Source organism: Streptomyces luteolifulvus (assembly GCF_008806595.1).
GTDB classification, from domain to species: domain Bacteria; phylum Actinomycetota; class Actinomycetes; order Streptomycetales; family Streptomycetaceae; genus Streptomyces; species Streptomyces luteolifulvus.
Window position 1 is genome coordinate 203335 of sequence record NZ_VZRB01000006.1, and the last position, 14290, is coordinate 217624.

The following is a 14290-nucleotide window of genomic DNA, read 5'->3' on the forward strand; positions in this document are numbered from 1 at the left end:
GCTCCCATCAGGTTGTACAGACAGCAACAGCGTGGCAACCGTGGGTTGTCCGGTGCAAGCAAGGGCCAGAGAATCACTCGATGTGATGACTTGTGCCCGCAGGGGGCTTTACGCAGGCGGTTTCTCCCCGCTATGGACGCCGTCACACCTCCGCTTCGGCGCCCGCCCGTCCGGCACCCGGGTCGGCGTAGTCGTCCTCGTACGACGGCGGGGTCGTGTCCAGGCCCAAAGCCTTGCGGGCGGTGACCGCCGTTCCGGGGTCCTCGATCGTCACGGCGTGGTCGTAGTGCTCGTAGAAGGTGTCCACGTCCTGGGCGCCGGCGGCCTGCGCCCAGGCCTTCCGGAGGGCCTCCAGCTCCCCGGCGACGGCGGCGACCGGTTTCCTGGCCCTGGCGGGCCACCGGTGCCCGCTCAGCATCGTGGCCTCCTCGCTGATCGCGTCCGACACTCGCCGGGCCCACTCCTTGTTCGCGGACAGATCGTCGTCGGGGGTGGCGTCGGGGGCCGAATCCAGCGCCGCGTCCTGGGTGTTGGCCGCCTTGAGATAGGCGAGCTGGTCGGCGTCGAGGGTCGTCTCGTCGTTGCGCAGCGACCCGGTCAGGCCGGCGTCCTCCTCCGTGTTGCCGAAGACACAGGTGATCTCGTGGTCGCCGAGGCGCCAGCTCTGCCGGGTCGGCACGAGGTAGTAGACGTCCACGTCCTCCGGCACCGCCCAGGCGTCCATGGCGTAACTCGCCTGAAGTGCGTAGCACTTGTCGTCGGCGGTGTCCGTCACCTCGTCGTCGCCGGGGTAGGCGCCGCTGGGCAGCGTGACGACCGCGAACACTTCGCCGTCGTGCGCGCCGGCGCAGGGAACCTCGTCGAAGTCGTAGGCCGCGCCCTCCAGACCGCTGGGCGAGTCGAAGCAGGTGCCCTTGTTCATCGAGGCGCTGTCCTTCGCGGCGTTCTTGGCCCCCTCCCAGACGTCGAGGACGAAGCCCGTGGACAGCGACACGGCCCACAGCGCGAGCCCGACCGAGGACAGCACGGACCCGGCCACGGCCAGCCCCCGGCCGCGCTCGCCCCGCTTCTTGATCTGCGCCAGCGCGATCAGCCCCAGGACCAGTCCCGCGGCCGGCACGAAGCAGAGGAGGCCGAGGACGAGAGAGGCGATGGCGACGCCGTTGACGGGGGCCGGGCGGTTGTACGGGCTGTAGCCCTGCCCCCAGAGCTGGTAGGGCGGGCCGTAGGGCGCCGACGGGGTTCCCTGGAACGGCCCTTGCGGCTGGGACGGCCCCGGCGGATGCACCGGATACTGGCCCTGCGAGTACGGCTCCGGGGGCTGGTGGGGCCCAGGGGGCGGAGGTGTGGACACGGGTACCGTGCTCCTGGTTCGGACGGCGGCGCCGGCGATGACGTGACGGTGCAGAACTGACGTACGACTTGGCGCATGGTAAGCGTGGGACGAGCGGGGGACGAATGACGGTCGCGAATGCGACGATTCAGGCGGTGAACGGGCTGACGGCGCGCTGGGCGCGGGAATCGGCCGTGGGTACGGTCTTCTCGGCGCCGGGCGTCTGGCCGCTGCTCGCGTTCCTGGCGGACGGGGCGGCGGGCCCCGCGCGGGCGGAGCTGGCTCAGGCGCTCGGGATGCCCGCGGAGCAGTCGGCCGCCGCCGCCCGGGACCTGCTCGCCTCGATGGCGGAGATACGGGGCCTGGACTCGGCCCTCGGGCTGTGGACGAAGCGCACGCTGGAGCTGCGGGAGGAGTGGGAGGCCGGACTGCCCGCGGAGGCGCACGGGGTGCTCACCGGGGACCTGGCTGCCGACGGGGCGACTCTGGACGCGTGGGCGCGGAAGCGCACGGGCGGGCTGGTCGAGCGTATGCCGCTGCGCCTGCGGGACGACACCGAGTTGGTGCTGGCGAGCGCACTCGCCCTGCGGACGAAGTGGCTGAGCCGTTTCCGGGACCGGCCGCTGAGCCCGGAGGACGGGCCCTGGCAGCGCCGGACGCTGCAGGGCCTGCACCGGAAGAGCGCCCTGCTGGACCGGGTCGGCGTGGCGGACACGCCCGACGGCTGCGTCACCGAACTGAAGGTGCTGGGCGACACCGGCGTCGATGTCCATCTCCTGCTCGGCGAGGAGCGGATGACACCGGGTCAGGTGCTGACGGCGGGTATCGATCTCCTGGCCCGCCGGCATCCGGTCGTCCCGGGACCACAGCTCCCGTACGGGGAGGTGGGTCCGGGTCTGCGCGTCGAGAAGAAACGCTGCATGCGCCCGCAGCCGCCGACCCTCGACGTGACCACCGTGGCCTTCGACATGACGGCCCGCCACGATCTGCTGGAGCTGCACCGTCTGTTCGGCCTGACCACGGCGATGGACACCGGCCAAGGCCACTTCCCGGGCATCAGCGCCTTCCCGCTGGCCGTCGGCTCGGCGCAGCAGGCCACCAGGGCGGCATTCGGCGACCAGGGCTTCCGCGCCGGTGTGGTGACGGCCTTCGGGGCCGTGGCGGCCGGGGGCATACCCGACTTCCGCCATGTGACCACCACCATCAGGGCCACCTTCGACCGCCCGTTCGCCTTCCTGGCCCTGCACCGCCACTCACGGCTCGTCCTCGCGGCGGGCTGGGTCACCGACCCGAAGCCCTTCCGCGAGGACGACCACTACTGAAACCGGACTACAACCGCACCCCGGCTAGAACTGCAGCGCCCAGGCGTCGATGCGGCCCGTGTCCAGGCCCGCGTTGTCGCTGACCCGCAGTTTCCATGTGCCGTTGGCTGCCTCGGCGGAGGCGTTCACCGAGTACGTGGTGTTGATGTTGTCCGAACTGCCGCCGGTGCCGTACGACTTGAGGGTGTACGCCGTGCCGTCGGGGGCGATCAGCTGGACCCGGAGGTCACCGATGTAGGTGTGGACGATGTGGACCTCGACGGGCAGGGCCGCTGGCGCGTTGCCGGAGACCGCGGACACGGTGACCGGGGACTCGACCGTCGAGTAGTCGTTGATCGCGTAGTCACCGGTGTTCTCGAAGCGCCGGCCGGGCGGGGGCGGGGTGGTGCCGCCGCCCACGTTGAGGAGCCGGTTGGGCGAGCCGGTGCCCGGGCTGGTGACCACACCGGTGGAGGAGGCGCTCACCAGCGCGGATGCCACCTGGGCGGGCGTGGACGACGGGTTGTCGGCCAGGTAGAGCGCCGCCGCGCCGGTCACATGCGGAGTCGCCATCGACGTACCGGAAATGGTGTTCGTGGCGGAGTCGCCGGAGTTCCAGGAGGACGTGATGGACGAGCCCGGCGCGAAGATGTCCAGGATCGAGCCGTAGTTGGAGTAGCTCGCGCGGGCGTCGCTGCTCGTGGTGGCGCCGACCGTGATGGCCTCGGCGACCCGGGCGGGCGAGTAGTTCGACGCGTTGGCACCGTCGTTGCCGGCCGCGACCGCGAAGGTGACACCGGAGGCGATGGCGTTGCGGACGGCGGTGTCGAGGGCGGAGTCCGCCCCGCCGCCGAGGGACATGTTGGCGACCGCCGGCTTCACGGCGTTCTGGGCGACCCAGTCGATGCCCGCGACCACCTGCGCGGTGGTGCCGGAGCCCGAGTTGTTCAGCACACGGACACCGACGACCTTCGCCTTCTTGGCGACGCCGTAGGAGGTGCCGGCGACCGTGCCCGCGACATGGGTGCCGTGGCCGTGGCCGTCCTGGGCGGTGTTGTCGTTGTCGATGGCGTCGTAGCCGTAGGAGGCGCGGCCGCCGAAGTCGCTGTGCGTGATGCGGACGCCGGTGTCGATGACATACGCCGTCACGCCTGTCCCGGCCGAGTCCGGGTAGGTGTACGAGCTGTTGAGCGGGAGCGTCTTCTGGTCGATGCGGTCCAGGCCCCAGGAGGGCGGGTTGGGCTGGGTCGCGTCGATGTGGAAGGTGCGGTTCTGGACGACGGAGGCGACGGCACGGTCGGCGGCGAGACGTTTCGCCTCGGTGGCGGTGGCCTTGACCGCGTAGCCGTTCAGGGCCTTCTTGTACGTCCGCTCGATCGTGGCGCCATGGCGTGCGGCCACGGCGCGGCCCTCGGCTGAGCTGGACCGGGCCTCGGCCGGCTCGAGGGTCACGATGTAGCTGCCGGCGACGGCGTTCGCCGCGCCCTCGTACTGGACACGGCCTTCGGGGGCGGCGGGGGCCGCACCGGCGGGGAGCGCGGAGACGAGGCCCGCGGAGAGCGCGGCCGTGGCTGCCGCGACGGTCACTGCCAGTCTTCGGTGACGCATCACTGCCATCTGAGGGGTCCTCCTCGATCGGTGGTGCGCTGGTGGGGGGGTGGTGCGGTGCCGTGGGGGGTGCACAGAGCAGGCGTTGCTTGGTGCGCTTGGTGCGCTTGGTGGTGGGCTTGGTGCGGTGCGCTTGGTGCGCGACTTAGTGACGCGATCATGTCAATTTCACCGCGCACATCCGTGCGTACATCCGTGCGCCGCCTGTGCCTTGACTGTGTGTCAGCCGAAAGATTGAGGCCTGCGAAGGAATTGCACAAGGCCCGGTGCGGGAACCACTACAATCCGCGAACATGCCCGCGTTCCCGGGGCACTTGACCACGTCGGGGGGCGACATGGAACTGAGCATCCGGACCGATCACGGCGCCGGCACCGATCTCTACCGCTGGCTTCTGGAGGACCCCGAGGCCGGCGCCCACGCGGCCGGTGCCACCCCCGCGGCCATGGATCCGGCCGGCGGCGAGATGGGGATCGGCTTCGACGTCCTCAATCTGGTGATCCCCAACCTGATCGCCCTCGGCAGCCTCGTCGTCTCGATCGCCACCTACCGGCTCCAGCTGCAGCAGAGCACGGGTACGGCGCCGAACGTGACCATCAGCCAGTCGAACGTGGTGGTCGTCGTGGACGGCGACGGCACAGACGCCGTACGGCAGCTCACTCAGGCCCTCGGATCCGCCCAGGCGTCCTCCGGGGTGACGCCCCCCACCCCGTGACACCCTCGCGGCTGCCGCCCGCCGCCACCTCGCGTGCCGTGCTCGTGGGCGTGTCCCGGTACCACGAGCTGTCCTCGGAAAGGCAGTTGCCGGCGGTCGAGGCGGGACTGCACCGGCTGGCCGCCCTCCTCGGCGACCCACGGATCTGGGGTCTGCGCCCGGAGCACTGCGCGGTCCTGCACCAGCCGGAGGACGCCGACTCGGTGATCAGCGCCTTGCGGACGGCTGCCGGGCAGGCAACGGCGTCGCTGCTCTTCTACTACGCCGGCCACGGGCTCATCGACCCCCTCGCGGGCGACGGACTGTATCTGGCCCTGCCCAGGAGCCCGGAGCCGGCCGGTACCCACCTCGCCCTGGACTACGACCACGTACGGGCCGAGTTGCTGCGTGCCGCGGCGGTGCCGCAGAAGGTGGTGATCCTCGACTGCTGCTGGAGCGGCAGGGCCCTGAAGGGCACGATGGGTGCGGAGGACCTCGCGGCCGCCGCGGCGGTCAAGGGCACCGCCGTACTCACCGCCTGCGCGTCCACCGCCAAGGCCCTCTCCCCTCCCGGGGAGGACTGCACCGCGTTCACCGGAGCCCTGACGCGGATCCTGGACGAGGGCCTTCCCGGCGGGCCCGCCGAACTCGACGTCGCAACCCTCTACCGGAGCCTGGCCCACCGGCTCGGCAGCGAGAACCGGCCCCGGCCGCAGCTCGCCACCTCGGGGGCCGGGTCGGAGCTGGTGCTGGCGAGGAACACCGCCCCGCAGAAGCCGGCCGAAACGCAGGTGTCCGAGCCCGCACAGGCGGCCGTACGCCCACCCGCACTGCTCGCCGAGCACGCCCGCCCGCGCATCCAGGAACTGCTGCGGGCCGGCCGCTACGAGGAGGCGCAGGAGCTGCGCCTGAGCCTGGCCGAAGCGGGCGACGCCGAAGCGGTCCGGGACCTCGTGACCCGGCTCCGCCGCGAGGGGCACTACGGGCCGGCGGCCCGGCTCGAACGGTCGACGCCCGGCAGCGAGGCGGCACAGCGGGTGCTGCGGTGGCTTCGGCGGGGCGACGCCCGAGAGTCCTAGCGCTTTCCCCGGCGGACAGGTCCCGGTTGCTGCCCCCGCTGCCCCCGCCGTCTCACGCCTGGTCCAGTGCCGACATCTGGATGTAGTGGGCGAACTCCCGTGAGAACAGCGTGACCCGCTCCGGCCCGGACGACGCGACGCCCATCTGCTTCAGACGGCTCAGCTCCGGGGACTCGGGCTCCGCGGGACGGCCCACCGCGAGCTTTCTGAGCAGTGCCGTGGCCCGGCCTTCGCTGTCCGCCTCGATGTTCTGCCGCAGTTGGGCGAACTGTGTGTCGAAGGTGGGCGCCTCCTGCTCGTACGCCGCCCGTACGTCCAGCCGGCCCGTCGTCCGGTGCAGGTCGACGATCCGGTTGCAGAGCAGTTCCAGCAGGAAGGGATGGAGCCCGGTGCGCGCGATGATCTCCTCGCGCAGAGCGGCCAGTCCGATGCCGACGGCCGCGGCACGAGCCAGCATCAGATCGGCCTCCTCGTCGGTGAACATGCCGACGTGACGGCGCGTCGCCACGACACCGCCGAGGATCGAACCGCCCGCGGCGTCGACCTCGATGGATTCGATGTCCCGGCGCGAGATCGTGATCAGCCCCAGTGAGTACGGGGGGTCGCTCGCGAGACTGCGCAGCAGCTGGAACTCCGCGAGGCGGGTGAACGTGTTCGTGGCCCGGTCGAACTCGTCCAGCACGGCGAGGACATGATGGCCGTGCCGGCACAGGGCCTTGAAGAAGTCCCGTACCGATTCCCGCAGATCGCCCCAGTTCCCGTCCTGCTGGACCGCGGCGTTGATCGCCCCCAGCTCGTCCGGGGCACCCTTCTCACCGCGACGGGCGCGCTCGCGGAACTCCGCCATCACCTGCCGGGTCATCGACCGGAACAGGTCCGCCCCGGAGTCGTGCGTGCCGACGTCGAGCCAGACGCTGACGAGGTCGGTCCGCCGTACGGGGCACGCCTGGAGCGCCCGGCGGACCAGGCTGGTCTTGCCGGTGCGGTGATATCCGAGCACCCGTACGTTCGAGGGGCGGCCCTGCTCCTGCCACGCACTCTGTATCAGGCGCACCAGTCCGTCCCGGCCGACGAAGCGGTCGCCCTCGGCGACCCGGCCGACCTGGCGGTACGGATTGGCCGGGGGGTGTCGCTCACCGATGGCCGGGGCCGTCACGGCGTGCCCGCCTTCGAGCTGGCTCCCAGGTACTTGAGCAGCCATTCCGGGTAGAGACGGACCACGATGCGGTAGGCGCCGGACTCGCGCCGCACCACATCGCGCAGGACCAGGTCGTCGAGGAGTTCCTCCAGACCCTCTCCCCGGTACTCCTCCCGGATCGCCTGCAGCGTGGCCGGCTGGTTGCGGGACGCGCGGGCCACGGCCAGCAGGACGGGCTGGTACTGCTCGCTGGTGAAGGCGTCCGGATCGGTGTAGCCGGGGGATTCGAGGTTGTCGAAGTCCTGGCGGGTCAGGGTGCCGAGGAATTCGTCGCGGACCCGCTCGACATCGGCCTCCGTCACCACCGGCGCCCGCTCGGAGTTCATGTACTGGACGAGATGCGAGCAGAACCGCTGGATGTAGAAGGCGCTGCCGCCGGTCAGCTCGATGATCTGGCCCACCGCGTGTTCACGGTATCTGCTGGTCGGCCGGTCCCCCTCCTCGATACGGATCGGCTTCTCGATGAGGGCGCGGGCGTCGGGCTCGGCGAGGTAGGTCACGCGCTCCTTGTGGAACACCCCGAAGACGTTGGGGTCCCCCTTGATCAGACGGTCGAGCGCGTCCTGGCCGACGATCACCAGATGGAACAGCCGCCGTTCGATGAGTGCCTTGAACGCCTGCATGAAGGACGGCGACAGCAGTCCCATCCTGATCCACCGGTCGATGTACTGAAACTCGTCGATCAGCACGATCAGCGGCGGCGCGCTGCCCCGCATCCCCTCACGGTGGCGCTCGATGAGCCTGGCACAGTCGTGGACCGGTTCGGGGCTGGTGAGGAACTCCTGGCGCGTCAGTCCTTCGGGAATCAGCGGCGCCGTGGCGGCGGCCGCGTCGAGCCGGGCGAGCGCGTCATGGGCGCCCTCCAGCACGCGCCACATGAGCAGGGCCAGCAGACGCGTGCCGGTGAGGTCGTCGGACTCCGGGGAGAGGTCTCCGATGTTGCCCACGTCGACGACGGGCAGGCCGTCCTCGTTCAGCCGCCGCGCCAGATGGTGGGCGATGGAGGACTTCCCGGCGCGCTTCTGGCCGTAGATCGCCACTCCCACGCCCGGGGAGGAGACCTCCCGCAGCCGGGTGCGGATGCGCTCGATCAGGTCGTCCCGGCCGAAGAACATCTTGGGGTCGACGACCGGACGCCCGGTGGCTCCGTCCTGGAACGGGTCGGGGATGCGCTCGAACTCCTCCTGGCGTGCCAGTCGGACCGGCAGCGTGGCCTCGAACGTGGCGTAGTCGTCACTGGAGCGCCGCCGGAACCGCAGCGTCACCGGCAGGGTGAAGGCGCCCGCTGCGAAGCCCTTGTCGGTGACCCGCAGTTTGACCTGCTCGATCCGGTGCTCACCACCGCGCACCGCCGTCGGCAGCTGCACGCTCGGCTCCCCCACGGAGAACAGGTCGGCGTCGGCGCCCACTGTCAGCTCCGGGGACTCAAGGGGTGCCATCCCGAGCGCGTTCGCCACCTTGATCTGCACGGTGACCACACCGTTCTGTCCGCCGCTGCTCTCCTCCAGCGCCAGGCTCAGTTCCGGCTGGGGCTGCTGAGTGGCCAGCAGATTCTGCTGCGTGTCGGCGACGAGTGCCCGGATGCGCGCCGCCACCGGCTCGACGAGCCCGACCGCCAGGCTGGTCGGGCCCCGCCGGATGTCGGCACTCAGCGCGCGGGCCTTCTGGTCGGCCAGCCGCAGGCAGTTCTCCCGCTCCTCGAAGCTGCGTTCGTTGATGAACCTGCGCAGCTCGGACAGGGCCTCCTCGATCCGTACCAGAGCCTCGTGCAGGGACGGGGAGATCAGGGCGTCCTGGCCCCGGAGCCGGTCGAGCGCCGACTCCAGATCGTTCTCCGACATCGACAGCTGCTGGAGTTCGGCCAGGCTGTGCTCCAGCCGCCGGCGGTCCCGCGACCACTTGTCGCCCGCCTGCTGCCAGGCCTCCCGCACGGCGCGCTGGTCCGCCGGCGATCGGTCGGCCTCTGCGAGGCCCAGGTGCCTGGCCGCCGCCTCGAGCAGTTCGGGCTTGGCGCACATCGCGTCCAGCACCAGATCACGGGCCACACTGGTGTCCGCGAAGAGCGGCGGAATCAGCGAGAAGATCACTCCGGGCTCGCGCCGGCCGATGCCGTCCCACAGCACCCGGCCGACCTCGTCGCGCAGGCTGGTGGCCTCATCGCGGTCCCGGTGCCGGGTGGGCCCGGCCCGGCGGCCGTCCGGTGAACGCAAGTAGCCGATCAGCGCGGACCTGACGTCGAGGGTCAGTTCCCGGTCGTCCCGCTCGTCCGCCACGGCCAGCGCGGCGCAGTACAGATCCTGTGCCGACTCGTATTCCTGCTTGTCGAGGACAATGCCGGCCAGTGTGGTCAGCCCGAGGCACAGATAGCGCTGCGCTCCTTCCTCGCCCAGCTCCGTTGCGAGCACCGCGGCCGAGATGTACGCCTGGGCGCTGTTCACCGGCTGCTTGCCGCTCATCTGACGAGCGGTCTCCGCGATGACGTTCAGGTCTCTTCGGGTGACCGGCCGCTCCCGGTCTTCTTTCCTTCGCGCGGCGAGCTCCGAGTAGTTCTGCATCACGAAGGTGACGAGCGGCGGGGTCGAGTCGACGAACCTCGGGACCTCCTCGAGGAGCCGCTCCACCCAGCCGGAGTCGGTGCCGGTCCCCCCGCTCTGCCGCAGGGCCACGATCTGGCGCAGGATGCGGACGGACCGGTCGTCGGTGTGATGGCCGATCAGTTTCTCGGCCTCCTCCAGGTCCTCCGTGGTACCGCGTCTCACCAGGGCCAGCGCCATACCCCGCTGGGCGTTCTGGTTGTCCGGGGACAGCTTCAGCAGCGTCTGCCATTCGTCCGTGGAGTCCTGGCCGTGCGCGAGCTTCACATAGGCGATCTGATGGCAGACGTGGTAGCGCCTGCTGCTGGTGAGGTCGGTACGGCGGAACTGACGGTCCAGCACCTCCAGCGCCTCGGCGTAGCGTTTGGCCCCGGTGTAGAAGTCGATGAGGATGTTGTCGAGGGCGTGGCCGGGCTGGATCATGCCCGCGCACTCGTGCTCGATGACACGGAGCGCGGCTTCGGCGCCGTCCACCCGGCGGGTGAGCCAGGCCAGGTCCTTGGCCGCGCTCTCCCGTTTCACGTTCTGTTTGATCGCCAGCCGGTAGGCGGCCTTCGCCGCTTCGAGGTTCTTCTCGCGGTGCTCCAGGTACTTGGCCTTCTGATACTGGTTCTCCCAGCCCCGTTGCCCGCCGGACGACCGCGCTGCCGTCGGCTCGGGCCTGCCCCGGGGGTCGCCGGCCAGGGGCCGCGGTCTGCTCTTCGGCGCTGCGGGCTCCGGCGGAACCACCCGCCGGGCGGTCAGCGCGGGAACGGCGCCCGGCGGCCGGGCAGCGGGTGCCGCCGCCGGTGCGGCACCGCCGAGCGCGGCACGCACCGCCGCGCGTGCGGTGTCGTCGTGGGCGGGGGCGTCGATGAGTTCGCCGAGCTGTCCGCGGCCGCCGTACGTGTCGAGCAAGCCGAGCAGTGCCGACCATGCCTCGGGGTCGCCGTCGGGGGCCGTGTCGTGGAAGTACCGCAGCAGCGCGAACCGGGCGGTCTCCGCGTCGCCGAGGTGGGCCGCGCTGACGGCCATCAGCCGACGGGCCACGACGTCGTCCGCCTCGGCGGCCTGGGTGAGGAAGTGATGCGCCGCCTCGGCGTCGTCCTTGAGCAGCGCCAAGGCGCCCACCAGGCGCGTGACTTCGGGATTGCCCCGCTCGACGTTCCACAGGTGGCGGGCACTGCCGTACAGCCGGCCGACGCGGCCGAAGCGGGGCTCCAGCTCGCCGATCTTCTGCGCGTTCTCGTACGAGTTCCGGATCCGCTCCAGTTCCTTGCGGTTCTGCGGACTGACGTAGATCCCCATGTCCAGCGGGGCGACCGGCAGTTGGGCGATGGCGGCGAGCGCTTCCGCGCGCCAGGCCGGATCGTCGCCGCGTAACGCCGCGGGCACGGACGGCTGCGGTCCGCGTGGCGACGGGAGTTGCGGGGCGTGGTCCGGCGCGGGGTCCGGCTGCGCGGGCGGTTCCTGCGCGGGAGGTACCTGAGTCGGGGGTTCGGGGCTGCCGGACGCAACGGGCACGGCGGATGCGGCAGGACTCAGCTGGGCGAAGGCCACCGTCGGCAGTGCCACCGCGATGACCTGCCCATCGGGTTTGCGCAGATTCAGGCGACTGAGGGTGAGCCCTTCCAGTACGCCCTCGAAGCGGTCTCCGGTGGTCATCACGATCTCGATGGAGTCACCGACCCGGGCCACCGACTGGATGAAATCCGCGTCCAACCCAACCTCCCCACACCTGTCCGGGGGAGAAAAGCGGCGCTCGTGCCGGCCCCCCGAAGAAAATCTTCACCGGCACAGGTCAACTGTAATACGGATCACACCGACTGGTTCCGCTCTCCGCCAACACTCGAAACGACTCGGGACGCGCCCGGACGAGATGTTTCCTTGGATGGCCGTCGGACTGGAGGTCCGGGGCCCCTTCTGCGACCGCCGACCTGTTGCCCCCGACGGTGCTGAATCGGGCCAAGGACTGACGACACTACGGCGAAAACCAGCAGCGAACGCGTCGATCGTCAGGAAACACTTCGGCCGCAACCGGCTGATTGCCTGCGCAGGAAACACCCATCCCACAAGAGAGGTAATCCACATGGCGCACACGATCGTCAATCCCGACGGTCTGCACGACCCGGGCCCGTTCGGTTACAGCCACACCGCCGGCGTCCCGGCCGGCACGGAGCTGGTGTTCGTCTCGGGTCAGTACGGATCGGGCCCGGACGGCATGGTTGTCTCGAACGACTTCAACGAGCAGGTGCAGCAAGCGTTCAGCAACCTCGGCACGGCCCTTGCGGCCCACGGGCTCGACCTCACCGACGTCGCCCAGCTCAGGACGTATGTGGTGAACCCCGACTTCGACAAGCTCAAGTCAATCGGCCAGGCCGTGGCGAGCGGCGGCGCCGAGAAGCCGCCCACGCAAACCGTCATCGGGGTCGCCGGCTTGGCCATGCCCGACATCCTGTTCGAGGTCGAAGCGATCGCATCCAGCACAGATCCAGCACGGTGGCGGTTTACCCGGCACCTCCGAGCGATCACGAAGCCGTTGCGTTGTGTACACATGAGACACTCGGTACGCTTGGGTGCATGACGCAGCCGCTGCCCATAGAGTCCATCCGCGATGTCCGGGCGCACCTGGCCGAGGTCGTGGAGCGGGCCGACCGGGACGACGTACCCACCGTGATCACCCGACGCGGCAAGCAGGTCGCCGCCGTTGTCTCCATAGAGGTGCTGCGCAAGTACCAGGAGTGGGAAGAGCGCGAGATCAACCGGATCATCGACGAGCGCATGGCCAATCCGGCGCCCGGCATCCCGATCGAGGACATCATGAGGGAGACGCTGGCGCGCAGTGAGTGAGTACCGCACCGCCTTCCGGCCCGAGGCTCAGGCCGAACTCCGCAAGGTCCCGCGAGACATGGCCCTCCGCATTCTGGCCAAGTTGACCGAGCTGGAGAGTGACCCTCTTGGGTTCAACATCACCGCCCTCGTCTCCCAACCCGACCGCCGCCGCCTACGCGTGGGCGACTACCGCGTGATCTACACGATCGACAACGGCGAGCTGGTGGTGTGGGTCGTGCACGTCGGGCATCGCTCCACTGTGTACGACACCTGAGTACGCCTGACGTCGGGTCAGAAGATCCAGCACCGATCCAGCACAGGATGGACGAAGGGGCCGGCCTCTCGCGAGTCCGACCCCTTCTGACCTGCGTTTTTGCCACGTTGAGCAACGTGGTGTTATTTCATCCGCTCAGACGTTGAAGCGGAACTCCACGACATCCCCGTCCTGCATCACGTAGTCCTTGCCCTCCATGCGGGCCTTGCCCTTCGCGCGGGCCTCGGCGACCGAGCCCGTCTCGACCAGGTCGGCGAAGGAGATGACCTCGGCCTTGATGAAGCCCTTCTGGAAGTCGGTGTGGATGACACCGGCGGCCTCGGGAGCGGTCGCGCCCTTCTTGATGGTCCAGGCGCGGGACTCCTTGGGGCCGGCCGTCAGATAGGTCTGCAGGCCGAGGGTGTTGAAGCCGACGCGCGCGAGGGTGGCGAGGCCGGGCTCGTCGGCGCCGACCGACTGGAGGAGTTCCAGCGCGTCCTCCTCGTCGAGTTCGGCGAGGTCGGCCTCCAGCTTGGCGTTCAGGAAGATCGCCTCGGCGGGGGCGACCAGGGCACGCTGCTCGTCCTTGAAGGTGTCGTCGGTCAGCTCGTCCTCGTCGACGTTGAAGACGTAGAGGAAGGGCTTGGTGGTGAGCAGGTGCAGGTCGTGCAGCAGCTCGTTGCGCTCGGTGCCCTGGACGATGCCGTGGGCGAAGAGCGTGTCGCCCTTCTCCAGGATCTCCTTCGCCTCCTCGACGGCCTTCACCTTCGGGGCGATGTCCTTCTTGATCCGGGACTCCTTCTGGAGCCGCGGCAGGACCTTCTCGATGGTCTGGAGGTCGGCGAGGATCAGCTCGGTGTTGATCGTCTCGATGTCGTCCTTGGGCGAGACCTTGCCGTCGACATGGACGACGTTCTCGTCCCGGAAGGCGCGGATGACCTGGCAGATCGCGTCGGACTCGCGGATGTTCGCGAGGAACTTGTTGCCCAGGCCCTCGCCCTCGCTGGCGCCGCGCACGATGCCCGCGATGTCGACGAAGTCGACGGTCGCCGGGAGGATGCGCTGGGATCCGAAGATTCCGGCCAGTTTCTCCAGGCGGGCGTCGGGCACGCCGACGACGCCGACGTTCGGCTCGATCGTGGCGAACGGGTAGTTGGCCGCCAGCACGTCGTTCTTGGTCAGGGCGTTGAACAGGGTCGACTTGCCGACATTCGGCAGACCGACGATTCCGATCGTGAGCGACACGTTGCGACTTCCCGTACGTGAGAGGACTGGGGCTGGGGCGGGGCCCGGTCCTTCTTCGATGCGCGGGCCGATCCCCCAGTCTACGGCGTGCCGGGACCCGCCCCGGCGACGTATCGAACGCATGGCCAGGCTGCGCCCCACGGCGTGTCTGAGGGGCGATTGGGCACATAAACCGA

General features: G+C 69.9%; 11 protein-coding genes. 6 read left to right on the forward strand and 5 right to left on the reverse strand.

Annotated features, from left to right (window positions below; genetic code table 11):
• Nucleotides 1–142: 142 nt before the first annotated feature.
• A complete protein-coding gene (locus tag F7R91_RS11410; RefSeq protein WP_150947242.1) occupies nucleotides 143–1354 on the reverse strand; it encodes a DUF4190 domain-containing protein in 1212 nt (403 codons plus the stop codon).
• A gap of 104 nt (nucleotides 1355–1458) precedes the next feature.
• On the opposite strand from F7R91_RS11410, the gene F7R91_RS11415 reads away from it, so the two are divergent.
• Nucleotides 1459–2655, forward strand: a complete 1197-nt coding sequence (locus tag F7R91_RS11415; protein ID WP_150947243.1) for a serpin family protein — start codon at nucleotides 1459–1461, stop codon at nucleotides 2653–2655.
• A 24-nt stretch (nucleotides 2656–2679) separates the two neighbouring features.
• On the opposite strand, the gene F7R91_RS11420 is transcribed toward F7R91_RS11415, so the two are convergent.
• Nucleotides 2680–4251: a S8 family peptidase gene (locus F7R91_RS11420; protein WP_150947245.1), complete on the reverse strand. Its 1572-nt coding sequence runs from the start codon at nucleotides 4249–4251 to the stop codon at nucleotides 2680–2682.
• Between the two features lie 284 nt (nucleotides 4252–4535).
• Between F7R91_RS11420 and F7R91_RS41965 the strand changes: the two genes are divergently transcribed.
• Nucleotides 4536–4955 carry an effector-associated constant component EACC1 gene (locus F7R91_RS41965; protein WP_191971441.1) on the forward strand — a complete coding sequence of 140 codons (420 nt, stop codon included), beginning with the start codon at nucleotides 4536–4538 and terminating at the stop codon, nucleotides 4953–4955.
• Complete coding sequence (locus F7R91_RS11425; protein ID WP_191971442.1) at nucleotides 4952–6013, forward strand: caspase family protein; 1062 nt, start codon at nucleotides 4952–4954, stop codon at nucleotides 6011–6013. The genes F7R91_RS41965 and F7R91_RS11425 overlap by 4 nt, the downstream gene beginning before the upstream one ends.
• Before the next feature lie 52 nt (nucleotides 6014–6065).
• On the opposite strand, the gene F7R91_RS11430 is transcribed toward F7R91_RS11425, so the two are convergent.
• Together F7R91_RS11430 and F7R91_RS11435 are read right to left on the reverse strand one after the other, a co-directional pair.
• The gene (locus F7R91_RS11430; RefSeq protein ID WP_191971443.1) at nucleotides 6066–7169 is read right to left on the reverse strand and encodes an ATP-binding protein; all 1104 of its coding nucleotides are present in this window, start codon (nucleotides 7167–7169) and stop codon (nucleotides 6066–6068) included.
• On the reverse strand, nucleotides 7166–11506 hold the full coding sequence (locus F7R91_RS11435; protein ID WP_150947251.1) for an AAA family ATPase: 4341 nt from the start codon (nucleotides 11504–11506) through the stop codon (nucleotides 7166–7168). Before F7R91_RS11435 ends, F7R91_RS11430 begins: the two co-directional genes overlap by 4 nt.
• A gap of 169 nt (nucleotides 11507–11675) precedes the next feature.
• On the opposite strand from F7R91_RS11435, the gene F7R91_RS11440 reads away from it, so the two are divergent.
• The 3 genes from F7R91_RS11440 to F7R91_RS11450 are packed head-to-tail and all read left to right on the forward strand — an operon-like array spanning nucleotide 11676 to nucleotide 12890.
• Nucleotides 11676–12368 carry a RidA family protein gene (locus F7R91_RS11440; protein ID WP_225320604.1) on the forward strand — a complete coding sequence of 231 codons (693 nt, stop codon included), beginning with the start codon at nucleotides 11676–11678 and terminating at the stop codon, nucleotides 12366–12368.
• The gene (locus F7R91_RS11445; RefSeq protein WP_100828042.1) at nucleotides 12365–12634 is read left to right on the forward strand and encodes a type II toxin-antitoxin system Phd/YefM family antitoxin; all 270 of its coding nucleotides are present in this window, start codon (nucleotides 12365–12367) and stop codon (nucleotides 12632–12634) included. Before F7R91_RS11440 ends, F7R91_RS11445 begins: the two co-directional genes overlap by 4 nt.
• Nucleotides 12627–12890, forward strand: a complete 264-nt coding sequence (locus tag F7R91_RS11450; protein ID WP_150947253.1) for a type II toxin-antitoxin system RelE family toxin — start codon at nucleotides 12627–12629, stop codon at nucleotides 12888–12890. The genes F7R91_RS11445 and F7R91_RS11450 overlap by 8 nt, the downstream gene beginning before the upstream one ends.
• A 135-nt stretch (nucleotides 12891–13025) precedes the next feature.
• On the opposite strand, the gene ychF is transcribed toward F7R91_RS11450, so the two are convergent.
• Nucleotides 13026–14114, reverse strand: coding sequence for a redox-regulated ATPase YchF (ychF, locus tag F7R91_RS11455; protein WP_150947255.1), 1089 nt, complete (start codon nucleotides 14112–14114; stop codon nucleotides 13026–13028).
• Nucleotides 14115–14290: the final 176 nt, after the last annotated feature.

Excerpts from the sequence above, each read along its gene's own strand:
- F7R91_RS11415 (WP_150947243.1), top strand. The coding sequence starts at position 1,459 with ATGACGGTCGCGAATGCGACGATTCAGGCGGTGAACGGGCTGACGGCG.
- F7R91_RS41965 (WP_191971441.1), top strand. The coding sequence starts at position 4,536 with ATGCCCGCGTTCCCGGGGCACTTGACCACGTCGGGGGGCGACATGGAA.
- F7R91_RS11440 (WP_225320604.1), top strand. The coding sequence starts at position 11,676 with ATGGCCGTCGGACTGGAGGTCCGGGGCCCCTTCTGCGACCGCCGACCT.
- F7R91_RS11445 (WP_100828042.1), top strand. The coding sequence starts at position 12,365 with ATGACGCAGCCGCTGCCCATAGAGTCCATCCGCGATGTCCGGGCGCAC.
- F7R91_RS11420 (WP_150947245.1), bottom strand. The coding sequence starts at position 4,251 with ATGGCAGTGATGCGTCACCGAAGACTGGCAGTGACCGTCGCGGCAGCC.